The sequence below is a fragment of the Streptomyces sp. NPDC050842 genome (genome assembly GCF_044456565.1).
Classification (GTDB): Bacteria; Actinomycetota; Actinomycetes; order Streptomycetales; family Streptomycetaceae; genus Streptomyces.
The window spans coordinates 42,758-66,394 of record NZ_JBITGA010000003.1; the positions used below are offsets into that span (position 1 = coordinate 42,758).

A 23,637-nucleotide genomic window follows, 5' to 3' on the forward strand; every position below is an offset into this window, starting at 1 on the left:
GCTGGACGCGTGGCAGTCGTCGATGTATCCGAAGAGCTGAAGTCCCTCTCCTCGACCATGGGGTCGATCGAGGCCGTCCTGGACCTCGAGAAGCTGAGGGCCGACATCGCCGTGCTCGAAGAGCAGGCCGCGGCCCCGTCCCTGTGGGACGACCCGGAGGCGGCGCAGAAGATCACGAGCAAGCTTTCGCACCTCCAGGCGGAGGTCCGGAAGGCCGAGACCCTGCGCGGGCGGATCGACGACCTCTCGGTCCTCTTCGAGCTCGCCGAGGAGATGGACGACTCGGACACCCTCGCCGAGGCCGAGACGGAGCTCACCTCCGTCCGCAAGGCCCTCGACGAGATGGAGGTCCGCACGCTCCTCTCCGGCGAGTACGACGAGCGCGAGGCCCTGGTCAACATCCGCGCCGAGGCCGGCGGCGTCGACGCCTCCGACTTCGCCGAGCGGCTCCAGCGCATGTACCTGCGCTGGGCGGAGCGCCACGGCTACGCGACGGAGATCTACGAGACCTCGTACGCGGAAGAGGCCGGCATCAAGTCGACCACCTTCGTGGTGAAGACGCCGTACGCCTACGGCACGCTCTCCGTCGAGCAGGGCACCCACCGCCTGGTCCGCATCTCGCCCTTCGACAACCAGGGCCGCCGCCAGACGTCCTTCGCGGGCGTCGAGGTCCTCCCCGTCGTCGAGTCCTCCGACCACGTCGAGATCGACGAGTCCGAGCTGCGCGTGGACGTCTACCGCGCCTCGGGTCCCGGCGGCCAGGGCGTCAACACGACCGACTCGGCGGTGCGCATCACGCACCTCCCGACCGGCATCGTCGTCTCCTGCCAGAACGAGCGCTCCCAGATCCAGAACAAGGCGAGCGCCATGAACGTCCTCCAGGCCAAGCTGCTGGAGCGTCAGCGCCAGGAGGAGCGCGCGAGGATGGACGCGCTCAAGGACAGCGGCAGCTCCTGGGGCAACCAGATGCGCTCGTACGTCCTCCACCCGTACCAGATGGTCAAGGACCTCCGGACGGAGTTCGAGGTCGGCAACCCGCAGTCCGTCCTGGACGGCGAGATCGACGGCTTCCTGGAAGCCGGCATCCGCTGGCGCAAGCAGCAGGACAAGTAGTCTCCCCGGCTGACCCGTTCAGCCGTACGAGTCCGGGCCCCGCACCTCCTCGGTGCGGGGCCCGGACTCGTTCCGTACGCCCCGCGGATTCGCTGACGCAAGCGGAAGCGGGGCCGTCGGGGCGCTTTGTCGACAAGGGAACTGGTGTCGCCGGGCCTGGAGTTACGGGTTTACGTCACAGTTGCATCGTCTCATGCCGGTCACTTGTGGATCTTTCGGGCATCGCACGCGCAACGGCCTTGACGCTTCATCGGAAACTCGGAAGGGTGACGTACTGGCATGCGCATTTCTGGGGCGCGTGTGATCGGGGGCCGGCCCAGTCGTGACGCCACCCCTGCTGCGCGGGGCCCCGAGCGCTGCCCCATGACGAGTTTGAGCTACTGGGGGTAGCAGCCAGATGACCAAGCAGATGCGAATCCGTTTCGCGCGCATCGCCGCCGGTGCGGTGATCGCCGCCGGAGCTTCGCTGACCGCGGCCGGTGCCGCGCAGGCCGTGGGCGCCTTCGGCGAACTGACTCCGACTCCGGAGGAGACGTGCCTTCCCGGCACCGCCGGTTGCGATGCCACGCTTCCGCCGACGACTCCGCCGGTCGAGACCACGCCTCCGGTGGAGACGACTCCGCCGGTGGAGACCACCCCGCCGGTCGAGACGACCCCGCCGGTGGAGACCACGCCTCCGGTGGAGACCACTCCGCCGGTCGAGACCACGCCTCCGGTGGAGACCACCCCGCCGGTGGAGACCACCCCGCCGGTCGAGACCACCGAGCCCGGTGGCGGCGAGACCACCGAGCCCGGTGGCGGCGAGACCACTGAGCCCGGCGGTGGCGAGACCACTGAGCCCGGCAACGGCAACAACGGTGGCAACGGCAACAACGGTGGCAACGGCAACAACGGCAACAACAACGGTGGCAACGACAACGGCGGCAACGGCAACGGCGGGACCGACACCGGTTCCACCGACAGCCCCGTGACCCCGGACGAGGGCACCGACGGTGGCTCCACCGGCTCCGGTTCCGGCGACGCCGGCACCTGCACCGTCGACCTCGACGGCGCCGAGTGCGTGGACACCGGCAACAACAACACCGACACCAACAACGCCGGCTCGCAGCCCGTGCAGCAGGGCCAGGCCAAGGAGGAGCTCGCCGAGACCGGTGCGGCCGAGACCTCGTTCCTGGTCATCGGTGCCGCGACCATGATCGCCGGCGGCATCGGCTTCCGTATGCTGCCGCGTCTCGTCGCCGGTGGCACCGGTGGCGGCGCCGCCGCCTGACGCGACCGCGTGAACGCGTGAGCGCCCGCCCATGACGAAGGGCCGGGGAGATCAGTCTCCCCGGCCCTTCGCCGTGCTCCGGTTCGTGTGGCGCCTCTCGGCCTTCTCGGTCCGCCGAGACGACGCCCAGGCCCTCTAGGCCGCCTGGACCACCGCGAGCAGGGCGATCGCGACCAGCAGGGCGATCGCCAGCGTCAGCAGCATCGCGGGGGACGGACCCTGAGGGGTCAGACGCTCCCGGTTCGCGCGGCAGACGGGGCAGCGGCCCTCGGCGACCGGGGCCGCGCAGTTGGCGCACACCAGTCGGTCGTAGGTCATGCGCTCTCCTCTCCCGCACAGGGATCCACACCAGGACAACGCCCGGAGGGGTCCGGACGTTCCCCCTACCACTGTGCCAGCTCCGTGGCGTTTCGGCGCGCCCCGCCGGATTGCCCGCCTTCCGCCCGAAAGGGCGAAAAGGATAAAGCACGCAAGCCAGGACCGCGACTGCGCGGGCCATCCCCGTTCGCGTAAGGTCACGCACACCTACTCCCGGCCGACCGTGGTGCATCCGTGATCCGATTCGACAACGTCTCCAAGTCCTATCCGAAGCAGAACCGCCCCGCGCTCCGGGATGTCTCCCTGGAGATCGAGAAGGGGGAGTTCGTCTTCCTCGTCGGTTCCTCCGGCTCCGGAAAGTCGACTTTCCTGCGGCTGCTCCTGCGTGAGGAGCGCGCGAGCCAAGGCCAGGTGCACGTCCTCGGCAAGGACCTGGCCCGGCTCTCCAACTGGAAGGTGCCGCACATGCGGCGCCAGCTCGGCACCGTCTTCCAGGACTTCCGCCTGCTTCCCAACAAGACCGTCGCCGAGAACGTGGCCTTCGCCCAGGAGGTCATCGGCAAGCCGCGCGGCGAGATCCGCAAGGCCGTACCTCAGGTGCTCGACCTGGTCGGGCTCGGCGGCAAGGAGGACCGGCGCCCCGGCGAGCTCTCCGGTGGTGAGCAGCAGCGCGTCGCCATCGCCCGGGCTTTCGTCAACCGCCCGATGCTGCTGATCGCCGACGAGCCCACCGGCAACCTCGACCCGCAGACCTCCGTCGGCATCATGAAGCTGCTCGACCGCATCAACAGGACAGGGACCACCGTCGTCATGGCGACCCACGACCAGAACATCGTCGACCAGATGCGCAAGCGCGTCATAGAGCTGGAGAAGGGCCGCCTCGTCCGCGACCAGTCACGCGGCGTCTACGGATACCAGCACTGAGCAGGTAGGGGACAGAACACACCATGCGCGCTCAGTTCGTGCTGTCGGAGATCGGTGTCGGTCTCCGGCGCAATCTCACGATGACCTTCGCCGTCATCATCTCCGTGGCCCTCTCGCTCGCCCTTTTCGGTGGTGCCCTGCTCATGCGCGAGCAGGTCAGCACGATGAAGGACTTCTGGTACGACAAGGTCAACGTCTCCCTCTTCCTCTGCAACAAGGCCGACGCGGCCGACGGGTCCAAGTGCCCGAAGGGCGCCGTCACGGCGCAGCAGAAGGAGCAGATCAAGGCCGATCTGGAGGAGATGGACGTCGTCGAGTCCGTCTTCTACGAGTCGACCGACGACGCGTTCAAGCGCTACAAGGAGGAGTACGGCGACACCGCCATCGCCTCCGTCATCACGCCGGACCAGATGCAGGAGTCGTTCCGGGTCAAGCTCAAGGACCCGGAGAAGTACAAGGTGGTCGCCACCGCCTTCGCCGGCCGCGACGGGGTCGAGTCCGTCCAGGACCAGCGGGAGACCCTGCAGAACCTCTTCGACCTGATGAACGGCATGAACGTGGCCGCCCTCTGCGTCATGGGTCTGATGCTGGTCATCGCGCTGATGCTGATCGTCAACACCGTCCGCGTCTCGGCCTTCAGCCGCCGCCGCGAGACCGGCATCATGCGGCTCGTCGGAGCGTCCAGCTTCTACATCCAGATGCCGTTCATCATGGAGGCCGCCTTCGCCGGGCTCCTCGGCGGCGGCGTCGCCTGCGTGCTTCTGCTCGTCGGCCGGTACTTCCTCATCGACCACGGCGTCGCGCTCGCCGAGAAGATGCAGCTGGTCCAGTTCATCGGCTGGGACGCCGTCTTCGCCATGCTGCCGCTCATGCTCGCCATCAGTCTGCTCATGCCGGCCGGTGCCGCGTTCATCGCGCTGCGCAAGTACCTGAAGGTGTGAGAAGACAGCACTGACGGCGGATGGCGCCGTACGGGCAAAGCCCGTGCGGCGCCATTCCCTTGTCCTAGAGTGGGCGCCATGCCGGCCGACGCCGATCACCGCCGCTGTATCCGGCCCCGCGGAGTGCTCCGTGGGGCCGTGCTGACGTTGGTCTTCACCGGTGTCCTCGCCACCGCCGCCGCCACCGGGTCGCTGCCCCGGCGGGACGCGGACGGTGACGGGTCGTCGGATTCCGCCCGTACGGCCACGGTGGACCGCGCCGCCCTGAACAGGGCCGCCGCCGCGGCCATGGCCGACGGGAAGTCCGGCAAGCAGGCCGCCGAGGAGTTCGTCAGCCGCAGCGGCGACCGCTGGGGCGCGGTGTACGACAAGAAGGAGTACGCCGACTTCGAGCAGGCCCTCGACGGCGCCTACACGGGTGTCGGTCTCTCCGCCGGCCGGGCCGCCGACGGCACCGCGGTGAAGGTGACCCGCGTCCAGGCGGGCGGCCCCGCCGCGCGCGCCGGGATCCGGGCCGGCGACCGGCTCGTCTCCGTCGACGGACGCCCGGTCGGCGGGCTCTCCGTCTCCGAGGTCGTCTCCCTCCTCCGCGGCGACGGCGTCGCCGGATCGGCCGTCTCCCTCCGGGTCGAGCGCGGCCGCGCCGCCTGGACGGAGACCCTGCGCAGGGCCCGGCTCGCGACGGACCCGGTCACCGTCCGCCGCCTCGACGACGGGGCCGTCCTGATCAAGGTGGCCGCCTTCACCAAGGGCGCGGGCGCGCGCGTGCGGGACGCGGTACGGGACGCCCCGGCCGGCGCCGGCGTCCTCCTGGACCTGCGGGGCAACGCCGGCGGCCTGGTCGCGGAGGCCGCGGTCGCCGCCTCCGCGTTCCTCGACGGCGGTCTGGTCGCCACGTACGACGTCGAGGGCGAGGAGCGGGCCGTGTACGCGGACGGGGGCGGCGACACCGGCCGGCCCCTGGTGGCGCTGATCGACGGCGGCACGATGAGCGCGGCCGAGCTGCTCACCGGCGCCCTCCAGGACCGGGGCCGGGCCGTCACGGTCGGCTCGCGGACCTTCGGCAAGGGCTCGGTGCAGATGCCGAGCGCGCTGCCGGACGGTTCCGTCGCGGAGCTGACCGTCGGCCACTACCGCACGCCCGCCGGGCACGCGGTGGACGGCCGGGGCATCACCCCCGACCTGACGGCGGCGGAGAAGGCCGAGGAACAGGCTCGTACGGTATTGAGTGGCCTCGGAGGGGGCTCGTAGTGCGAAAATAGCCGCACTATGGCAAAGGGACTCGTGAACGTGCAGGGCAAGCCTGCGAAGAAGAGCGCGGACAAGGCGCCGGAGCGCAAGCTCATCGCGCAGAACAAGAAGGCGCGCCACGACTACCACATCGTCGACACGTACGAGTGCGGTGTGGTCCTCATGGGCACCGAGGTGAAGTCGCTGCGGATGGGCCGGGCGTCGCTGGTCGACGGCTTCGTGCAGATCGACAACCACGAGGCGTGGCTGCACAACATCCACGTGCCGGAGTACACCCAGGGCAGCTGGACGAACCACTCGGCGAAGCGCAAGCGCAAGCTGCTGCTCCACCGCGAGGAGATCGACAAGCTGGAGGCGAAGTCGAAGGAGACCGGTCACACGATCGTGCCCCTCGCGCTGTACTTCCTGGGCAGCCGGGTGAAGGTCGAGATCGCGCTCGCCAAGGGCAAGAAGGAGTTCGACAAGCGACAGACGCTCCGCGAGAAGCAGGACACGCGCGAGACCAGCCGGGCGATCGCGGCGGCGAAGCGGAAGCAGCGGGCGGCCCAGGCCGGCCAGTAGGCGGCCGGTACCGGCCGGTCGCCGTCAATACGCTGGCGACGGCGCCCGTCGGTCACGTACGATGGGCCGTGCACACCCCGCAAGGGTGCGCACTTTGAAAAATAAACATGGGGATGATCGGTTTCGACAGCGGATACCGATGCAGAGGAAGCGTGTCGAGGAAGCGGCAATGATCTCGTTAACCATATGTCGCAACCAATAATCGCCAACTCCAAGAGCGATAACTCCCGCTTCGCCCTCGCTGCCTAATTTTAGGTAACGACAAGAAGCCTCTGTGAGGAGCGTCAGCCCGGGGGTGGTCCCGACCCGGATCCTGGCGTCATTTAGGGATCTAAACCTCTAGCCCCGGTCACGGGGGTTGGAGGGAAATCAAACAGTGGCTGAGCCCGTCGGAGACTTGTCCGCGTGATCTCCGGGGCTGAGAAACTCGTAGCGGACTGCACACGGAGAAGCTCTGCTTCCGTACCGTTGGACGCGGGTTCGATTCCCGCCATCTCCACTCATCCCATGTTGGGCAGAGGCCCGGCAGTCTTCACGACTGCCGGGCCTCTGTCATGCCCGGGGGTGCGGGGCCCTGCCGACCCGCGTGACCGCGCACAGCGTCAGAGCCAGGGTGGCCGCCGTGAGCGGGACGAGGAAACCGAAGGCGGGGAAGGGGGCGTGGTCGGCGGACCAGCCGCCGGTGGCGGAGCCCGCGGCGATGCCGGCGAGGAGGGCGGTCACCGCGAGGGTCATGCCTTCGTTGAGCTGGGACGCGGGCGTCAGACGCTGGACCAGGCCCATGCCCGTGACCATCGTCGGAGCCGTCGCCATCCCCGCCAGCAGCAGGCCGCCCGCGAGCGCGAGGAGCGAGCCGGTCGTGGCGGCGAGCAGCGGCAGCGTCATCAGGACGGCCATCGCGGCCAGGGAGGTGCGGAGCCGGACGGTGCGGCGGGCGCGGCCGTAGAGGAGGCCCGCCGCGCAGGAGCCGGCCGCCTGGAGGGCGAGGACCGGGCCGGCGACGGGGCCGTCCACGTACGCCAGGGTCACCACCTCCATGGAGCCGAAGACCGCGCCGGTGGCGAGGAAGACCGCGAGCAGCGGCACCATGCCCCGGGTCCGCAGCGGGGAGCCGGCAGTGGTGCGGGGGGCGATCGGGGGCTCGGTGGAGCGCTGGGCCGCGAAGAACAGGACGCCGGTGAGGAAGAGCGCCGCGGCCACGAGGGTGCCCGCCTCGGGGAAGAGCGTCGAGCAGAGGAGCGCGGCGAGCACCGGGCCGAGCATGAAGCAGAGCTCGTCGGTGGCCTGCTCGAAGGCGTTGGCGGTGTGCAGGGCGTCCCGGTCGCCCCGGAGGAGGTGCGCCCAGCGGGCGCGGGACATGCCGCCGGTGTTCGGGGCGGTCGCGGTGGCGGCGGTGACGAGGAAGAGCGTCCAGGCGGGGGTCTTCTCGTGGACGCAGAGGAGCAGGAGCAGATGGCCCAGGACCGCGTACGCCGTGGCCGGGACGGCGACGCGGGCCTGGCCGTACCGGTCGACGAGCCGGGCGATCCAGGGGGCGGCGAGCGCCCCGGCGGCGAGGCCGGTGGCGGTGACCGAACCGGCCAGGGCGTAGGAGTCGTAACGGCCCGCGATCATGATCACGGCGCTCACGCCGAACATGCCCATGGGCAGCCGGGCGATCAGATTGCCGGCGGCGAAGGCGCGGGTGCCGGGGAGGGCGAAGAGGCGGAGGTAGGGGTTGCGGGGTGGAGCGGGCCGGCGCTCGGCCGGCCGGCGGTCGGAGGCCGCTTCCCCGGCGGGTCGGCGTACGGCGGTCCGGCGGTCGGGGCCCCGGTGCTCGACGGGTCGGTGTTCGGCGGGTCGGTGGTCGGGGCCCCGGCGCTCGGCGGGTCGGTGTTCGCTGTAGCGAGGGGCGAGGGCCGGGCCCGCCGGGGTGAGGGTGAGGTCCGGTTGCGGCATGGATCAAGGTTCGCGGGCGTGGGGCCGGGGGGTCCAACACCTGATCGGTGGCCATTCACGCGCCTGTGTTGTTAAATGCGGCGGTGACCTTCTCGGGCCCCTCGTACGACATCGACCCCCGCCTCCTGCGCGCCTTCACCGCCGTCGCCGAGGAGCTGCACTTCACCCGCGCCGCCGCCCGCCTCTACGTCGCCCAGCAGGCCCTCAGTCGTGACATCCGTCGCCTGGAGAGGGAGTTGGGCGCCGAGCTCTTCGTGCGGACCACCCGGCAGGTCGCCCTCACCCCCGACGGCGAACGCCTCCTCCCGTACGCGCGGCGGGTGTTGACCGCCCACGACGAGCTCGGCGACGCCTTCCGTGCCACGCCCCGGCCGCTGCTCGTCGACCTCAACACCCCCGGCCTCGCCCACGAGCGCATCCTGCACCGGGCCCGCGAACTCGCCCCCGAGCAGGAGCTGATGGCCCGCTACGAGAGCGGGCTGACCGGCGCCGCGCGGGAGATCCTCGCCGGGCGGCTCGACACCTCCTTCGGCCGGTACGGCGGGCTGGCCGCCGACCTCAGGGCGCGGCTCGACTCCCAGTTCGTGCGGTACGAGCGGATGGCCGTGATCCTCCCCGAGGACCACGAGCTCGCCGCCCTCCCCGAGGTGCCGCTCGCCGGGCTCGCCGGGGAGCAGGTCTACGCGGGCGCGGGCAACGACCGCACGCCCGAGTGGACCGACCTCGCCGCGCGGCTCTTCGCCGGGCGCGGGATCGAGGTCGCCGCGCCCGCGCCGCTCGCGATCGGCCACGAGGAGTTCCGCCGGATCATGGCCAAGCACCGCAACCCGGTCCTTGCCGTCGTCGACTTCCCGCCCATGCCGGGCTGCGTCCTCCGGCCGCTCGTCGACCCCGTACCCCTGTCACCCGTGAGCCTGGTGTGGCGCAAGGGGCTGCGCCACAGCGGCCTGGACGCCCTGCGGACCGCCGCCGCGGAGATCGGCGCCCGCGAGGGCTGGCCGGTCCGCCCACCGGGCTCCTGGCTCCCGGAGGGGGAGCCGGGAGTGCCGTAACGGCGCTCACAGGGGCTTCGCGCGCCGGGTGAGAGCAAGGTTCCGTTCCCGTCACCTCGCGGCACCGGGCTGAAACGAGGCCTCCCTAGCGTCTGTGGCAGGTGGACCGGGGCTGTGGACGCCCCAGGACCCGACACCCGCGGAGGTACGACATGGGCGGCGGCCGGTGGATCGAACAGTGGGAGCCGGAGGACGAGACCTTCTGGCGTGAGAAGGGAGAGCGGATCGCCCGGAGGAATCTGCTCTTCTCCGTGCTCTCCGAGCACATCGGCTTCTCGATCTGGAGCCTGTGGTCGGTCATGGTGCTCTTCATGGGGCCCCAGTACGGGGTCGACCCGGCCGGCAAGTTCTTCCTGATCGCGACCGCGACCTTCGTCGGCGCGCTGATCCGGATCCCGTACACCTTCGCCGTCGCGCGCTTCGGCGGTCGTAACTGGACCGTCTTCAGCGCCCTGATGCTCCTGCTGCCCACCGGCCTCGCCTTCGCGGTCATGGAGCCCGGCACTTCCTATACGACCTTCGTCCTGGTGGCGGCGCTCACCGGCGTCGGCGGCGGCAACTTCGCCTCCTCGATGACCAACATCAACGCCTTCTTCCCGCTGCGGAAGAAGGGCTGGGCGCTCGGCCTCAACGCGGGCGGCGGCAACATCGGCGTCCCCGTCGTACAGCTCATCGGCCTCCTCGTCATCGGCACCGCCGGAGCCATGCACCCGAGGATCGTGCTCGGCGTCTACCTCCCCCTGATCGTGGTCGCCGCCGTGTGCTCCCTGTTCTTCATGGACAACCTCGCCCCCGTCAAGAACGACACCGGGGCCGCGAAGGAAGCCGTGCGGGCCCGCCACACCTGGATCATGGCCTTCCTGTACATCGGCTGCTTCGGCTCGTTCATCGGCTACAGCTTCGCCTTCGGCCTCGTGCTCCAGACCCAGTTCGGACGCACCCCGCTCCAGGCCGCCTCCCTCACCTTCATCGGCCCGCTGCTCGGCTCGCTGATCCGGCCCATCGGCGGCTCCCTCGCCGACCGGCACGGCGGCGCCCGCATCACCCTGTGGACCTTCGTCGCGATGGCCGTCGCGACGGGCGTGGTGATCTACGCCTCCGTCGTCGAGTCGCTCGCCGTCTTCCTCGTCGGCTTCATCGCCCTGTTCGCCCTCAGCGGCCTCGGCAACGGCTCCACGTTCAAGATGATCCCGGCGATCTTCCTCGCCCAGGGGCACCGCAAGGGGCTCGCGGGAGACGCCGCAGAGGCCTACGGCCGACGCCTCTCCGGGGCCGCCATGGGCCTCATCGGAGCGGTCGGCGCGCTGGGCGGGCTCGGCATCAACCTCGCCTTCCGCCAGTCCTTCCAGACCGCGGGCACCGGCACGGCGGCCTTCGTCGCCTTCCTCGCCTTCTACGCGGCCTGCATCGTCGTCACCTGGGCGGTATACCTTCGGCGCCCCACCGCGGTCCCCGCGACCGCCGAGGCCGTCACCTCGTCGGAGCCCCGGCCCGGATACGCGAAGGTGTGATCCACGGTGCCCGGCGCGGACCGTAACGACCAGGAAATACGCGCGAACCGAGTCCGTCACGCATCCCCGTCAGGCTCTGGCCCCATGGACGAGCAAGAACACGGCCCCCTCGCCGGCTTCACGGTCGGTGTCACCGCGGCGCGGCGCGCGGACGAACTCATCGCGCTGCTGCGCCGGCGAGGCGCGGCCGTCGTCCACGGCCCCGCCCTGCGGATCGTGCCCCTCGCGGACGACACCGAGCTCCTCGCCGCCACCAAGGAACTCATCGCCCACGCCCCGGACGTCGTCGTCGCCACCACGGCGATCGGCTTCCGGGGCTGGGTCGAGGCCGCCGACGGCTGGGGATACGGAGAGGACCTCCTCGCCGTCCTGCGGGAGGTCGAGCTCCTCGCCCGGGGCCCGAAGGTCAAGGGAGCCGTACGGGCCGCCGGACTCACCGAGTCCTGGTCGCCCTCCTCGGAGTCCATGGCCGAGGTCCTCGACCGGCTCCTCGCCGAGGGCGTGGAGGGCCGGCGCATCGCGCTCCAGCTGCACGGGGAGCCGCTGCCCGGCTTCGTGGAGGCCCTCACGGCCGGCGGCGCCGAGGTCGTCGGCGTCCCCGTCTACCGCTGGATGCCCCCCGAGGACGTCGGCCCGCTGGACCGGCTCCTCGACGCCACCCTCGCCCGCACCCTGGACGCGGTGACCTTCACCAGCGCCCCGGCCGCCGCCTCCCTCTTCTCCCGGGCGGAGGAAAGGGGCGTACGGGCCGAACTCGTCGCCGCGCTCCGGCACGAGGTGCTCGCGGTCTGCGTGGGGCCCGTGACGGCGCTCCCGCTCCAGGCCGAGGGCATCGACACGTACCAGCCGGAGCGGTTCCGCCTCGGCCCGCTCGTCCAGCTGCTCTGCAAGGAGCTCCCGGCCCGCGCCCGGGTCCTGCCGGTCGCCGGCCACCGGGTGGAGGTCCGCGGCCACGCGGTCCTCCTCGACGGCGCCCTGCGCCCCGTCCCGCCCGCCGGGATGGCCCTCCTGGGGCTGCTCGCCCGCCGCCCCGGCTGGGTGGTCTCCCGGGCCGACCTGCTGCGGGCGCTGCCCGGCGCCGGCCGCGACGAGCACGCGGTGGAGACGGCGATGGCCCGTCTCCGGACGGCGCTCGGCACCCCGAAACTGATCCAGACCGTCGTCAAGCGCGGCTACCGGCTGGCCCTGGACCCGGCCGCGGACGACAAGTACGACACGCCGTAGAGCCGCCCGGGAAACGGGCGTTACGGTACGGGGATGATCGCCGAAGGACTCCGCATCCGCCCCGCAGACCCCGCCGACGCGGAGGCACTCGCCGCCGCCCTGCTGCGGAACCGGGAACACATGAAGCCCTGGGAGCCCTACCGGCCCGAGCGCTACTACACCGCCGAGGGGCAGGCCGAGCGGCTCGCGGACGGCGGGGTGCGGTGGTTCGCGGTCGACGGGGACCGGGTGATCGGCTCCGCGACCCTCTCCGGGATCGTCCTCGGGCCCTTCCGCAGTGGCTCGCTCGGCTACTGGGTCGATCACGAGTACACCGGGCGGGGCGTGGCCACCTCACTTCTCGAGGAAGCCTGCCGCGCCGCCCGCGAGGAGCTCGGCCTCCACCGGATCGAGGCGTGCACCGTCCTCGACCACCACGTCTCCCAACGGGTCCTGGCAAAGGGCGGGTTCGCGCAGATCGGCACCGCGCCCCGCTACCTCCACATCGCCGGGGAGTGGCGCGACCACCACCTCTTCCAGCGACTCCTGCACGACGACCCGCCGCCCGGCTTTCCGGGATCCCTCCCCGTGAACGGTGATCGCGCCTGACACGGTGCCTTCCGGTGGCGTACGCTCGACGGCTGCCCAGTGCACGTCAGAAGGGGGCCTTAGGTGGCCGCGCAGGAAGCCGTGGACACGGTCAGAGACCGTGAGATCGGTGTCGAGCAGGAACATCTGGATCAGGTCTACCGCCGGCTGGAGGAGAAGATCCACGAAGCGGAGTTCCTGATGAACGACGCCGCCCAGCGGGGCCAGGTCGGCACGCCCGGCGCCCTCGCCGAGCGCGACGCCCAGGTGTTCCGCGCCGGCATCCACCTCAACAGGCTCAACAACGAGTTCGAGGACTTCCTCTTCGGGCGCATCGACCTGCTGTACGGCAAGGACGGCAAGAAGGGCCCCGACGGCGCGTACACCTCCGTGGAGCCCGCCGAGGACGCCGTACGCCCGGACAACACCGCCGACATCGGCGAGACCCTCCACATCGGGCGGATCGGCGTCCTCGACTCCGACTACGCCCCCTTGGTGATCGACTGGCGCGCGCCCGCCGCCGCGCCCTTCTACCGGTCGACCCCGGTCGACCCCGGCCGGGTCGTGCGCCGCCGCGTCATCCGCTCCAAGGGCCGCAGGGTCCTCGGCGTCGAGGACGACCTCATGCGCCCCGAGCTGCGGGCCACCCTCGACGGGCGCGAGCTGCCCGTGATCGGCGACGGCGCCCTGATGGCCGCCCTCGGCCAGGCCCGCAGCCACACCATGCGGGACATCGTCTCCTCCATCCAGGCGGAGCAGGACCTCGTCATCCGCGCGCCCGCCGCCTCCGTCACGTACGTGGAGGGCGGCCCCGGCACCGGCAAGACCGCCGTCGCCCTGCACCGGGCGGCCTATCTGCTGTACCAGGACCGGCGGCGGTACGCGGGCGGCATCCTCATCGTCTCGCCGACCCCGCTCCTCGTCTCGTACACCGAGGGCGTCCTGCCCTCCCTCGGCGAGGAGGGCCAGGTCGCGATCCGCGCCGTCGGCAGCCTCGTCGACGGCTGCGAGGCCACCGCCTACGACGAACCGGCCGTCGCCCGGATCAAGGGCTCCTCCCGCATGCTCCACGTCCTGCGGAAGGCGGCCAGGGGGGCCCTGGAGACCCCGGCGCCCCGCCGGCCGGCCGGGGACCAGCTGGAGTTCGGCGAGGAGCCCGCCGAGCCCACCGGGACGCCCGTCCGGCTCCGGGTCGTCGCCTTCGGCCGCCGGATCGAGCTGGAGGCCGACGAGCTCCGGCGCATCCGCCACAACGTCCTCGGCGGCACCGCCCCCGTCAACCTGCTGCGCCCGCGCGCCCGCCGGCTGCTCCTCGACGCGCTGTACTCCAAGTCCGGCGCCGTCGGCCGGCACAGCGACCCCGAGCTCGCGGCCGAGCTGCGCTCCTCCTTCGACGAGGACGTCTCCACCGAGGACTCCTTCCTCGGCTTCCTCGACGCCTGGTGGCCCGAGCTCACCCCGCGCAAGGTGCTCGACGCGATGGCCGACGAGCGGCGGCTCGGCCGCTGGGCCCGCCGGATCCTCAACCCGGGCGAGGTGCGGCGGCTCGCCCGCTCGCTGCGCCGCCGGGAGCTCTCCGTCCACGACGTGGCGCTCCTCGACGAGCTGAACACCCTGGTCGGCGCGCCGGCCCGGCCCCGCAAGAAGCGGGAGTACGACCCGCTGGACCAGCTCTCGGGCCTGGAAGAGCTCATGCCCGTACGGGAGGAGACGCAGCGCGAGCGGGCCGAGCGGCTCGCCGCCGAGCGCACCGAGTACGCGCACGTCATCGTCGACGAGGCGCAGGACCTCACGCCCATGCAGTGGCGGATGGTCGGGCGGCGCGGCCGGCACGCCACGTGGACGGTCGTCGGCGACCCGGCGCAGTCCTCCTGGTCGGACCCGGACGAGGCCGCCGAGGCGCGGGACGAGGCCCTCGGCAGCCGGCCGCGGCGCCGCTTCGAGCTGACCGTGAACTACCGGAACCCGGCGGAGATCGCCGAGCTCGCCGCCAAGGTCCTCGCCCTCGCCATGCCGGGCAAGGAGTCACCGCGCGCGGTCCGCTCGACGGGCGTCGAGCCCCGGTTCGTCCTGGTTCGGGAGACGTCGGGGAAGGGCGACTTGGCTGAAACTGTTCGGTCCGAGGCCGCTCTGCTCCTGGAGCGGGTCGAGGGCACGGTGGGCGTCGTCGTCGCCATGAACCGGCGCGCGGAGGCCGCCCGCTGGCTCGCCGAGCTGGGCGACCGGGTGGTGGCGCTCGGCTCCCTGGAGGCGAAGGGCCTGGAGTACGACGCGACGGTGGTCGTCTCGCCCGCGGAGATCGCGGACGAGTCGCCGGCCGGCCTGCGGGTGCTCTACGTGGCGCTGACGCGTGCGACGCAACAGCTCACGGTGGTCGCGGGGGCGGGGGACATGCCGGACGAGGCGGGGGTGCCGGACCTGCTGCGGGACTGACCTCCCGCGCCGTCCCGGGGTTGATTTCCAGTCAACCTGTGGCGCCGGAATCACTATCCAGGGTGGTTTGTTAGCCTTGTCGTGGCACCGGCTCGATCCAAGCCCCCGGGCCCAACCTTCGTCCCTTAGAGGGACCACTTGCCGCGAGGCGAGCATGGCGGGTCGGTGCCATTTAGACATACGTACAAAAATGAGGCTCCAGTCACCTCCGGTGACTGGAGCCTCTTCTGTTCCCCTGAGACTTCTCGTATGGTGGAAACTACTTTCCGAAAACAAAATGACCGCATTACCTGCTACCGGCAGGTAGGTGCGACCATCGGAGGGCGCCGCCAGGCAACCAGCCGGGGCGGCGTAGCAACGAAGCTCAGGGAAAGCAGAGGAACTCGGCCATGGCAACGGCGCCCAGCGTCTCGTATTCGATGACGGTCCGGCTGGAGGTTCCCGCGAGCGGAACCGCGGTCTCCCAGCTCACCACGGCGGTGGAGTCCCACGGCGGATCCGTCACCGGCCTCGACGTGACCGCCTCCGGCCACGAGAAGCTGCGGATCGACGTCACCATCGCCGCGACCTCCACGGCGCACGCCGACGAGATCGTCGAGCAGCTCCGCACCATCGAGGGTGTCGTCCTCGGCAAGGTCTCCGACCGTACGTTCCTGATGCACCTCGGCGGCAAGATCGAGATGGCGTCCAAGCACCCCATCCGGAACCGTGACGACCTCTCCATGATCTACACCCCGGGCGTCGCCCGGGTGTGCATGGCGATCGCCGAGAACCCCGAGGACGCCCGCCGCCTCACCATCAAGCGCAACACCGTCGCGGTCGTGACCGACGGCTCCGCCGTCCTCGGCCTCGGCAACATCGGCCCCATGGCCGCCATGCCGGTCATGGAGGGCAAGGCCGCCCTCTTCAAGCGCTTCGCCGACATCGACGCCTGGCCGCTCTGCCTCGACACCCAGGACACCGACGAGATCGTCGCGATCGTCAAGGCGATCGCCCCCGGCTTCGCGGGCATCAACCTGGAGGACATCTCCGCGCCGCGCTGCTTCGAGATCGAGGCCCGGCTGCGCGAGGCCCTCGACATCCCCGTCTTCCACGACGACCAGCACGGTACGGCCATCGTCGTCCTCGCCGCCCTCACCAACGCGCTGCGCGTGGTGAGCAAGGGCATCGGTGACGTACGGGTCGTCATGTCCGGTGCCGGCGCGGCCGGTACGGCCATCCTCAAGCTGCTCATCGCGGCGGGCGTCAAGCACGCCGTCGTCGCCGACATCCAGGGCGTCGTGCACGCGGACCGCGCGGACCTCGTGGACGCCTCTGCCGACTCGCCGCTGCGCTGGATCGCCGACAACACCAACCCCGAGGGCGTCACCGGCACCCTCAAGCAGGCCGTCGTCGGCGCGGACGTCTTCATCGGCGTCTCGGCCCCGAACCTGCTGGGCGCCGAGGACGTCGCCGCCATGGCGGAGGGCGCCATCGTGTTCGCGCTCGCGAACCCCGACCCGGAGGTCGACCCGGCCGCCGCGCGTCAGACGGCCGCCGTCGTCGCCACGGGCCGCTCGGACTTCCCGAACCAGATCAACAACGTGCTGGTCTTCCCGGGTGTCTTCCGCGGTCTGCTCGACGCCCAGTCCCGTACCGTCAACACGGAGATGATGCTGGCGGCGGCCTCGGCCCTGGCCGACGTGGTCACCGAGGACGAGCTCAACCCGAACTACATCATCCCGTCGGTCTTCAACGACAAGGTCGCCGGAGCGGTCGCCGGAGCCGTGCGCACCGCGGCCAAGGCCGCGGGCGCGGGCTCGAACGGGCGCTGACGGCGTGTGCCGGGCGCGCGCCGACCGTACGTGTCGAGCGCGCGCTGACGGCGCGTCGCGATTCGCGATGCCGCAAACCCGCCTTTAGGGTGGCTTTTCGGCTCCGCACGGAAATCGTGGAGTCGACGGAACGTCACCACCACGGGGCTCCGGCGCATTTCGTGTGACCCCAGGGGGTGCCGGATTGGCGTTCCCGCCGCTGGTGGGGGCAGGATGCGTGTTTGGGCGCGAGGGTCTGTCATTAGACCCGGGTCCGGGGACTGTCCGAAGGCCCTGGCAGCATCGGCTTCGCTGTACCCAATCACGCGGCTTCCGCCGCGTGGCACGCCTCACAGGCAAGAAGAACACGGGAGTAACAACATGAACCGCAGTGAGCTGGTGGCCGCCCTGGCCGACCGCGCCGAGGTGACCCGCAAGGACGCCGACGCCGTGCTGGCCGCTCTCGCCGAGACCGTCGGTGAGGTCGTCGCCAAGGGCGACGAGAAGGTCACCATCCCCGGCTTCCTGACCTTCGAGCGCACCCACCGTGCCGCTCGCACCGCTCGTAACCCGCAGACCGGCGACCCGATCAACATCCCGGCCGGCTACAGCGTGAAGGTCTCCGCGGGCTCGAAGCTCAAGGAAGCCGCCAAGGGCAAGTAAGGCCCCCAAGGCCGCGTAAGCAGCCTGGAGGCGCAGAAAGGGCGGCCACCCTGTCAGGGGGTGGCCGCCCTTTCGTTTGCGCCTCAGAAGGCGCTGTACGGGCCTCGGGAGGCGCCGTACAGCCCCGCTAGACCAGCGCGCTGCCGGGAAGCTCGACCTTCGCGCCGAGCTCGACGAGCTTCTCCATGAAGTTCTCGTAGCCGCGGTTGATCAGCTCGATGCCGTGGACCCGGGACGTGCCCTGGGCCGCCAGGGCCGCGATCAGGTACGAGAAACCGCCGCGCAGGTCGGGGATGACCAGGTCGGCGCCCTGGAGCTTCGTCGGGCCGCTCACGACCGCCGAGTGCAGGAAGTTGCGCTGGCCGAAGCGGCAGTCGGAGCCGCCCAGGCACTCGGGGTACAGCTGGATGTGCGCGCCCATCTGGTTCAGCGCGGAGGTGAAGCCGAGACGCGACTCGTACACCGTCTCGTGGACGATGGAGAGGCCCGAGGCCTGCGTCAGGGCCACGACCAGCGGCTGCTGCCAGTCCGTCTGGAAGCCGGGGTGCACGTCCGTCTCCAGGGCGATCGCGTTGAGCGAGCCGCCCGGGTGCCAGAAGCGGATGCCCTCGTCGTCGATCTCGAAGGCGCCACCCACCTTCCGGTACGTGTTGAGGAAGGTCATCATCGAGCGCTGCTGGGCGCCGCGCACGTAGATGTTGCCCTCGGTCGCCAGCGCTGCCGACGCCCAGGAGGCCGCCTCCAGGCGGTCCGGGAGCGCCCGGTGGGTGTAGCCGTCGAGGCGGTCGACACCGGTGATCCGGATGGTCCGGTCGGTGTCCATGGAGATGATCGCGCCCATCTTCTGCAGTACGCAGATGAGGTCCTCGATCTCGGGCTCCACGGCCGCGTTCGACAGCTCGGTGACGCCCTCGGCGAGCACCGCCGTCAACAGCACCTGCTCGGTCGAGCCGACCGAGGGGTACGGGAGGCGGATCTTGCAACCGCGAAGACGCTGGGGGGCCTCCAGGTACTGACCGTCGTCCCGCTTCTCGATCGTGGCGCCGAACTGGCGGAGCACGTCGAAGTGGAAGTCGATCGGCCGGCCGCCGATGTCGCAGCCGCCGAGGCCCGGGATGAAGGCGTGGCCCAGGCGGTGCAGCAGCGGGCCGCAGAACAGGATCGGGATGCGGGACGAGCCGGCGTGCGCGTCGATGTCGGCGACGTTCGCGGACTCCACGTGCGTCGGGTCGAGGACGAGCTCGCCGGGCTCCTCGCCCGGACGGACCGTCACCCCGTGCAGCTGGAGCAGTCCGCGGACCACGCGGACGTCACGGATGTCGGGAACGTTGCGCAGTCGGCTGGGACCGCTGCCGAGCAGGGCGGCGACCATCGCCTTGGGCACGAGGTTCTTCGCGCCGCGGACGCGGATCTCGCCCTCCAGCGGGGTTCCGCCGTGGACAAGCAGGACATCGTCTTTGCCGGTCATGAATCTCGCGTTCCGGTGGGGTCGGTCGGGTGGCCAGAGAAAAGGGTAAGGGGCCATGAGACCCCTTTCGGGTGTGTCGGGGGGTCTGGCAGATGTAATGAATTCGGCACAACACCCTCTGTTCTCGTGATCTTGCGGAGCGTCACCGTCCGCTTGTGCCGGTTCGTCCGTGCGGGAGGACCTCCCGCGCCCTTCTGAACTGCGAAGGCCGTCGACTTCCCGCCACCGCGCCCCGATCGCCCCCGACAGTGCCCGCGAACGCCGAAGATGCGGGATCATGTGTCGCATGACCGAGGTGTCCTCGCTCACAGGACGGCTGCTCGTGGCCACCCCCGCGCTGGCGGACCCGAATTTCGACCGCGCGGTCGTCCTGCTGCTCGACCACGACGACGAGGGCTCGCTCGGCGTGGTCCTCAACCGGCCGACGCCGGTGACCGTCGGCGACATCCTCGCGCCCTGGGCCGGACTCGCCGGCGAGCCCGGCGTCGTCTTCCAGGGCGGCCCCGTCTCGCTCGACGCGGCGCTCGGCGTCGCCGTGATCCCCGGCGACGAGGGCCCCCTCGGCTGGCGGCGGGTGTTCGGGGCGATCGGCCTCGTCGACCTGGAAGCCCCGCCCGAGCTGCTCGGACCGGCCCTCGGCTCCCTGCGGATCTTCGCCGGTTACGCCGGCTGGGGCCCCGGCCAGCTGGAGTCCGAGCTGGGCGACGGAGCCTGGTACGTGGTCGAGTCGGAGCCCGGCGACGTCTCCGCGCCGCACCCCGAGACCCTCTGGCGGCAGGTCCTGCGCCGCCAGCGCGGCGAGCTCGCCATGATCGCGACGTACCCCGACGACCCGTCCCTCAACTGACCCCCACGGCTTTCAGTACCCTTGGCGGTTATGAGCACTCTCGAGCCCGAGCGCGGGGCAGGTACGGGAACCCTCGTGGAGCCGACTCCGCAGGTGTCCCACGGTGACGGCGACCACGAGCGCTACGCCCACTACGTCCAGAAGGACAAGATCATGGCGAGCGCCCTCGACGGGACTCCCGTCGTGGCGCTGTGCGGGAAGGTCTGGGTGCCGGGGCGCGACCCCAAGAAGTACCCGGTCTGTCCCATGTGCAAGGAGATCTACGAGTCCATGGGCGCCGGTGGTGGCGACAAGGACAAGGGCGGCAAGGACAAGTAAGCGGGGATCCTTCAGGTCCTGACGTCGGGGACGGCCCCCGTCGCGCGTGCTTCGGCACGCGCGGCGGGGGCCGTTTCGCGTTCCCGGGGGGCTTCCGCCCTTTCCCGGCCGCCTCGCCGTTGCACAGGGTGCTTTCGCCGGTCACGGAGTGGTTGAGGTGGTCGAGACCTCTTGTCGGCTCGCCGGAAGCCCGCCTAACCTCACGCGTGTTGTGCAGAACGAAACGCGCATTGCGCATGTTGCAACGCACGCATCCGGAGGGGATCCGCCATGAAGCTTCCTGCCCTCCCCCGAGCTCTCGGCTTCGCTCGAGCAGGGGGGACCCCCATCACCGCCACCGCCGCCGTACTCCTGCTGACAGGCCTCGCCGCCACCGCCTGCGCGCCCCAGACATCGGACGGCAAGGCCGCGGCGGACGAGAAGAGCGGCACCCTGCGCGTCTGGCTCTTCCAGGAGGTGAGCAACAAGCCCAAGGAGCAGGTCGTCGACCAGGCCGTCGCCGCCTTCGAGAAGCGGAACCAGGGCGCGAAGGTCGAGATCGAGTACATCCCCGTCGAGACCCGCGCCCAGCGCGTCAAGGCCGCCTTCAACGACCCCGAGTCGGCGCCCGACCTCATCGAGTACGGCAACACCGACACCGCCGGATACGTCAAGGACGGCGGACTCGCCGACATCAGCGCCGAGTTCGCGGCCTGGGACGAGGCCAAGGACACCGACCCGACGGCGAAGCAGTCCGTCACCGTCGGCGGCAAGGTCTACGGCGCCCCGCTCTTCGTCGGCCTCCGCGCGCTCTACTACCGCACCGACGTCTTCAAGGAACTCGGCCTCACCGCCCCCAAGAGCCAGGCCGAACTGATCACCACCGCCAAGAAGATCCGCAAGGCGAAGCCCGACCTGTACGGCATCGCCGTCGGCGGCGCCTACACCTACGGCGCCATGCCCTTCGTCTGGGCCGCGGGCGGCGAACTCGCGACGGAGAACAACGGCTCTTACAAAGCAGCAGTCAACAGCGAGGCCGCGCGCAAGGGCATCGCCACCTACACCTCGCTCTTCGGCGACGACAACTGCCCGGCCGCCAAGTGCGCCCAGATGGGCGGCAACGCGACCGTCACCGCCTTCGCCTCCGGCAAGGCCGCCATGGCCATCGGCGGCGACTTCAGCCACGCGGCCGTCGAGGCCGGCACGGTCAAGGGGAAGTACGCGGTCGTCCCGCTGCCCGGCACGGCCCCCGGCTCGATCGCCCCGGCCTTCGCCGGCGGCAACAACATCGGCGTCCTCAAGAGCACCTCGCACCGCACCCTCGCCGTCGACCTCCTGAAGTCCCTCACCGGCAAGGACACCCAGGGCAAGCTCTTCGACGCGATGGGCTTCCTCCCCACCTACACCGACGTACGGGCCGCCGCAGCACAGCGTCAGCCCTTCGTGAAGCCCTTCATCGACACCCTCGACGCCGGGACCAAGTTCGTCCCCGCGTCCCCCGGCTGGGGCCAGATCGACTCCTCCCTCGTCCTGCCGACGCTGTTCCAGGAGGTCGTGAGCGGCCGTAAGGACGTCAAGGCGGCGGCCGACGACGCCGCGAAGAAGATGGACGCGGCCTTCGCGCCGGCGAGCTGACACGCATGACGACCCAGCTCGACCTCACCGGGAAGCGGACCGGCACGACTCCGCGCCCGGCCCCCCGGGGCCGCGCGCGGACCCCCCGCCCCGCCCGGCGCACCAGCGCCTGGACCCCCTGGCTGTACCTCCTGCCCGCCCTCGCCGTCATCGGCGGACTCCTCGTCTACCCCGTCTACCAACTGGGCCTCATCTCCTTCCTGGAGTACACCCAGGCCCAGGTCAGCGGCGGCGAACCCACGTCCTTCAAGGGGTTCGGCAACTACACGACCCTCTTCGCGGACCCCCAGTTCTGGCACGTCCTCCTCGCCACCGTCCTCTTCGCCGCCGCCTGCGTCGTCACCACGCTCGCCGTCGGCTGCGCCCTCGCGGTCCTCCTGACCCGGGTCCGGGCCCTGCCCCGGCTCGCCCTGATGGTGGCAGCGCTCGGCGCCTGGGCCACGCCCGCCGTCACCGGCTCCACCGTCTGGGTCTTCCTCTTCGACCCCGACTTCGGGCCCGTGAACCGGCTCCTCGGCCTGGGCGACTTCTCCTGGACGTACGGGCGGTACAGCGCGTTCGCCCTCGTCCTCCTCGAAGTCGTCTGGTGTTCCTTCCCGTTCGTGATGGTCACCGTCTACGCCGGCATCAAGGCCGTCCCGTCCGAGGTCCTGGAGGCCGCCGCCCTCGACGGCGCCTCGCAGTGGCGGATCTGGCGCTCGGTCACGGCGCCGATGCTCCGGCCGATCCTGGTCGTCGTCACCATCCAGTCGATCATCTGGGACTTCAAGCTCTTCACCCAGATCTACGTGATGACCAACGGCGGCGGCATCGCCGGCCAGAACCTCGTCCTCAACGTGTACGCGTACCAGAAGGCCTTCGCCTCGTCCCAGTACAGCCTGGGCTCGGCGATCGGCGTGGTCATGCTGCTGATCCTGCTGGCCGTGACCCTGGTCTACCTGCGGCTCCTGCGACGCCAGGGAGAAGAACTTTGAGTGCCCCGACCTCCTTCCGCATCCGTACCCGGATACGGCGGCCCGGGCGCCTCGCCGCCGAGGCGGCCACGCTCCTCGTCGCGGCGGCCGTCGCCTTCCCCCTGTACTGGATGGTCCTCTCGGCCCTCAAACCGGCGGGCGAGATCCAGTCGACCGACCCCAGGCCGTGGACCCTCTCCCCGTCCCTCGACTCCTTCCGGCGCGTCTTCGACCAGCAGGACTTCGGTCGCTACTTCCTCAACTCGCTCCTGGTGGCGGGCACGGTCGTCCTCGCGTCCGCGCTCATCGCCTTCCTGGCGGCGACGGCGGTCACCCGGTTCCGCTTCCGGTTCCGGACGACGCTCCTCGTCATGTTCCTGGTCGCCCAGATGGTGCCGGTCGAGGCGCTCACGATCCCGCTGTTCTTCCTCATGCGGGACTTCGGGCAGCTCAACACCCTCGGCTCGCTGATCCTGCCGCACCTGGCCTTCTCGCTCCCCTTCGCGATCTGGATGCTCCGGGGCTTCGTCAAGGCGGTCCCGGAGGCCCTGGAGGAACAGGCCCAGATCGACGGCGCGAGCCGCACCCGCTTCCTGTGGCAGATCCTCTTCCCGCTGGTCTTCCCCGGTCTGGTGGCGACGAGCGTCTTCTCGTTCATCTCGACCTGGAACGACTTCCTCTTCGCGAAGTCCTTCCTCATCAGCGACACCTCGCAGTCGACCCTGCCGATGGCGCTGCTCGTCTTCTTCAAGCCCGACGAGAACGACTGGGGAGGAATCATGGCCGGGTCGACCGTGATGACGATCCCGGTGCTCGTCTTCTTCGTACTCGTACAGCGCCGCCTGGTCTCGGGACTCGGCGGGGCGGTGAAGGACTGA

Annotated in this window: 21 protein-coding genes and 1 other RNA gene; 19 read left to right on the forward strand and 3 right to left on the reverse strand. The window is 70.7% G+C overall.

Going from position 1 to position 23,637, the window contains the following annotated elements; translation table 11 throughout:
• Positions 1–9 precede the first annotated feature (9 nt).
• Both prfB and ACIBG6_RS09390 read left to right on the forward strand, forming a co-directional pair.
• Positions 10–1,113 (forward strand): peptide chain release factor 2, encoded by a 1,104-nt coding sequence (gene prfB, locus ACIBG6_RS09385; protein WP_399221998.1) that lies wholly within the window; start codon positions 10–12, stop codon positions 1,111–1,113.
• 397 nt (positions 1,114–1,510) lie between these two features.
• The gene (locus ACIBG6_RS09390; RefSeq protein ID WP_399221999.1) at positions 1,511–2,383 is read left to right on the forward strand and encodes an LPXTG cell wall anchor domain-containing protein; all 873 of its coding nucleotides are present in this window, start codon (positions 1,511–1,513) and stop codon (positions 2,381–2,383) included.
• Between the two features lie 135 nt (positions 2,384–2,518).
• Here the strand turns inward: ACIBG6_RS09390 and ACIBG6_RS09395 are convergent, their stop codons facing one another.
• A complete protein-coding gene (locus ACIBG6_RS09395) occupies positions 2,519–2,701 on the reverse strand; it encodes a hypothetical protein (protein WP_399222000.1) in 183 nt (60 codons plus the stop codon).
• Between the two features lie 234 nt (positions 2,702–2,935).
• Between ACIBG6_RS09395 and ftsE the strand changes: the two genes are divergently transcribed.
• The 5 genes from ftsE to ssrA all read left to right on the forward strand — a co-directional run bounded on the left by ftsE (position 2,936) and on the right by ssrA (position 6,880).
• On the forward strand, positions 2,936–3,625 hold the full coding sequence (gene ftsE / locus ACIBG6_RS09400; RefSeq protein ID WP_317595834.1) for a cell division ATP-binding protein FtsE: 690 nt from the start codon (positions 2,936–2,938) through the stop codon (positions 3,623–3,625).
• A 23-nt stretch (positions 3,626–3,648) separates the two neighbouring features.
• The gene (gene ftsX, locus ACIBG6_RS09405) at positions 3,649–4,566 is read left to right on the forward strand and encodes a permease-like cell division protein FtsX (protein WP_399222001.1); all 918 of its coding nucleotides are present in this window, start codon (positions 3,649–3,651) and stop codon (positions 4,564–4,566) included.
• A gap of 78 nt (positions 4,567–4,644) precedes the next feature.
• On the forward strand, positions 4,645–5,817 hold the full coding sequence (locus tag ACIBG6_RS09410; RefSeq protein WP_399222002.1) for a S41 family peptidase: 1,173 nt from the start codon (positions 4,645–4,647) through the stop codon (positions 5,815–5,817).
• A gap of 18 nt (positions 5,818–5,835) precedes the next feature.
• Complete coding sequence (gene smpB / locus ACIBG6_RS09415) at positions 5,836–6,378, forward strand: SsrA-binding protein SmpB (protein ID WP_329623166.1); 543 nt, start codon at positions 5,836–5,838, stop codon at positions 6,376–6,378.
• 109 nt (positions 6,379–6,487) lie between these two features.
• Positions 6,488–6,880: a transfer-messenger RNA gene (gene ssrA, locus ACIBG6_RS09420) on the forward strand.
• 50 nt (positions 6,881–6,930) lie between these two features.
• Here the strand turns inward: ssrA and ACIBG6_RS09425 are convergent.
• Complete coding sequence (locus tag ACIBG6_RS09425) at positions 6,931–8,316, reverse strand: MFS transporter (protein ID WP_399222003.1); 1,386 nt, start codon at positions 8,314–8,316, stop codon at positions 6,931–6,933.
• 83 nt (positions 8,317–8,399) lie between these two features.
• On the opposite strand from ACIBG6_RS09425, the gene ACIBG6_RS09430 reads away from it, so the two are divergent.
• The 7 genes from ACIBG6_RS09430 to ACIBG6_RS09460 all read left to right on the forward strand — a co-directional run bounded on the left by ACIBG6_RS09430 (position 8,400) and on the right by ACIBG6_RS09460 (position 17,559).
• Positions 8,400–9,368, forward strand: coding sequence for a LysR family transcriptional regulator (locus ACIBG6_RS09430; RefSeq protein ID WP_399222004.1), 969 nt, complete (start codon positions 8,400–8,402; stop codon positions 9,366–9,368).
• A 152-nt stretch (positions 9,369–9,520) separates the two neighbouring features.
• The gene (locus tag ACIBG6_RS09435) at positions 9,521–10,879 is read left to right on the forward strand and encodes a nitrate/nitrite transporter (RefSeq protein WP_399222005.1); all 1,359 of its coding nucleotides are present in this window, start codon (positions 9,521–9,523) and stop codon (positions 10,877–10,879) included.
• 84 nt (positions 10,880–10,963) lie between these two features.
• Positions 10,964–12,103: a uroporphyrinogen-III synthase gene (locus tag ACIBG6_RS09440; RefSeq protein WP_399222006.1), complete on the forward strand. Its 1,140-nt coding sequence runs from the start codon at positions 10,964–10,966 to the stop codon at positions 12,101–12,103.
• A 33-nt stretch (positions 12,104–12,136) separates the two neighbouring features.
• The gene (locus ACIBG6_RS09445; RefSeq protein WP_399222007.1) at positions 12,137–12,691 is read left to right on the forward strand and encodes a GNAT family N-acetyltransferase; all 555 of its coding nucleotides are present in this window, start codon (positions 12,137–12,139) and stop codon (positions 12,689–12,691) included.
• Between the two features lie 63 nt (positions 12,692–12,754).
• A complete protein-coding gene (locus ACIBG6_RS09450) occupies positions 12,755–15,103 on the forward strand; it encodes a HelD family protein (protein ID WP_399222008.1) in 2,349 nt (782 codons plus the stop codon).
• Between the two features lie 389 nt (positions 15,104–15,492).
• Positions 15,493–16,917 (forward strand): NAD-dependent malic enzyme, encoded by a 1,425-nt coding sequence (locus tag ACIBG6_RS09455; RefSeq protein ID WP_399222009.1) that lies wholly within the window; start codon positions 15,493–15,495, stop codon positions 16,915–16,917.
• A gap of 360 nt (positions 16,918–17,277) precedes the next feature.
• Positions 17,278–17,559, forward strand: coding sequence for an HU family DNA-binding protein (locus ACIBG6_RS09460; protein WP_017237029.1), 282 nt, complete (start codon positions 17,278–17,280; stop codon positions 17,557–17,559).
• A 127-nt stretch (positions 17,560–17,686) separates the two neighbouring features.
• Here the strand turns inward: ACIBG6_RS09460 and murA are convergent, their stop codons facing one another.
• Complete coding sequence (gene murA, locus ACIBG6_RS09465) at positions 17,687–19,027, reverse strand: UDP-N-acetylglucosamine 1-carboxyvinyltransferase (protein WP_056641222.1); 1,341 nt, start codon at positions 19,025–19,027, stop codon at positions 17,687–17,689.
• Positions 19,028–19,313: 286 nt separating this feature from the next.
• Between murA and ACIBG6_RS09470 the strand changes: the two genes are divergently transcribed.
• The 5 genes from ACIBG6_RS09470 to ACIBG6_RS09490 all read left to right on the forward strand — a co-directional run bounded on the left by ACIBG6_RS09470 (position 19,314) and on the right by ACIBG6_RS09490 (position 23,637).
• Positions 19,314–19,874, forward strand: coding sequence for a YqgE/AlgH family protein (locus ACIBG6_RS09470; RefSeq protein WP_329623175.1), 561 nt, complete (start codon positions 19,314–19,316; stop codon positions 19,872–19,874).
• A gap of 30 nt (positions 19,875–19,904) precedes the next feature.
• Positions 19,905–20,192, forward strand: a complete 288-nt coding sequence (locus tag ACIBG6_RS09475; RefSeq protein ID WP_024761666.1) for a DUF3039 domain-containing protein — start codon at positions 19,905–19,907, stop codon at positions 20,190–20,192.
• Positions 20,193–20,462: 270 nt separating this feature from the next.
• Entirely contained in the window at positions 20,463–21,806 is a 1,344-nt protein-coding gene (locus ACIBG6_RS09480; protein ID WP_399222010.1) for an extracellular solute-binding protein, read from the forward strand.
• Positions 21,807–21,811: 5 nt separating this feature from the next.
• Complete coding sequence (locus tag ACIBG6_RS09485; RefSeq protein ID WP_399222011.1) at positions 21,812–22,780, forward strand: carbohydrate ABC transporter permease; 969 nt, start codon at positions 21,812–21,814, stop codon at positions 22,778–22,780.
• The gene (locus ACIBG6_RS09490) at positions 22,777–23,637 is read left to right on the forward strand and encodes a carbohydrate ABC transporter permease (RefSeq protein ID WP_399222012.1); all 861 of its coding nucleotides are present in this window, start codon (positions 22,777–22,779) and stop codon (positions 23,635–23,637) included. Before ACIBG6_RS09485 ends, ACIBG6_RS09490 begins: the two co-directional genes overlap by 4 nt.

Excerpts from the sequence above, each read along its gene's own strand:
- ACIBG6_RS09390 (WP_399221999.1), top strand. The coding sequence starts at position 1,511 with ATGACCAAGCAGATGCGAATCCGTTTCGCGCGCATCGCCGCCGGTGCG.
- ACIBG6_RS09395 (WP_399222000.1), bottom strand. The coding sequence starts at position 2,701 with ATGACCTACGACCGACTGGTGTGCGCCAACTGCGCGGCCCCGGTCGCC.
- ftsX (WP_399222001.1), top strand. The coding sequence starts at position 3,649 with ATGCGCGCTCAGTTCGTGCTGTCGGAGATCGGTGTCGGTCTCCGGCGC.
- ACIBG6_RS09410 (WP_399222002.1), top strand. The coding sequence starts at position 4,645 with ATGCCGGCCGACGCCGATCACCGCCGCTGTATCCGGCCCCGCGGAGTG.
- smpB (WP_329623166.1), top strand. The coding sequence starts at position 5,836 with ATGGCAAAGGGACTCGTGAACGTGCAGGGCAAGCCTGCGAAGAAGAGC.
- ACIBG6_RS09425 (WP_399222003.1), bottom strand. The coding sequence starts at position 8,316 with ATGCCGCAACCGGACCTCACCCTCACCCCGGCGGGCCCGGCCCTCGCC.
- ACIBG6_RS09435 (WP_399222005.1), top strand. The coding sequence starts at position 9,521 with ATGGGCGGCGGCCGGTGGATCGAACAGTGGGAGCCGGAGGACGAGACC.
- ACIBG6_RS09440 (WP_399222006.1), top strand. The coding sequence starts at position 10,964 with ATGGACGAGCAAGAACACGGCCCCCTCGCCGGCTTCACGGTCGGTGTC.
- ACIBG6_RS09445 (WP_399222007.1), top strand. The coding sequence starts at position 12,137 with ATGATCGCCGAAGGACTCCGCATCCGCCCCGCAGACCCCGCCGACGCG.
- ACIBG6_RS09455 (WP_399222009.1), top strand. The coding sequence starts at position 15,493 with ATGGCAACGGCGCCCAGCGTCTCGTATTCGATGACGGTCCGGCTGGAG.
- ACIBG6_RS09460 (WP_017237029.1), top strand. The coding sequence starts at position 17,278 with ATGAACCGCAGTGAGCTGGTGGCCGCCCTGGCCGACCGCGCCGAGGTG.
- murA (WP_056641222.1), bottom strand. The coding sequence starts at position 19,027 with ATGACCGGCAAAGACGATGTCCTGCTTGTCCACGGCGGAACCCCGCTG.
- ACIBG6_RS09470 (WP_329623175.1), top strand. The coding sequence starts at position 19,314 with ATGACCGAGGTGTCCTCGCTCACAGGACGGCTGCTCGTGGCCACCCCC.
- ACIBG6_RS09475 (WP_024761666.1), top strand. The coding sequence starts at position 19,905 with ATGAGCACTCTCGAGCCCGAGCGCGGGGCAGGTACGGGAACCCTCGTG.
- ACIBG6_RS09480 (WP_399222010.1), top strand. The coding sequence starts at position 20,463 with ATGAAGCTTCCTGCCCTCCCCCGAGCTCTCGGCTTCGCTCGAGCAGGG.
- ACIBG6_RS09485 (WP_399222011.1), top strand. The coding sequence starts at position 21,812 with ATGACGACCCAGCTCGACCTCACCGGGAAGCGGACCGGCACGACTCCG.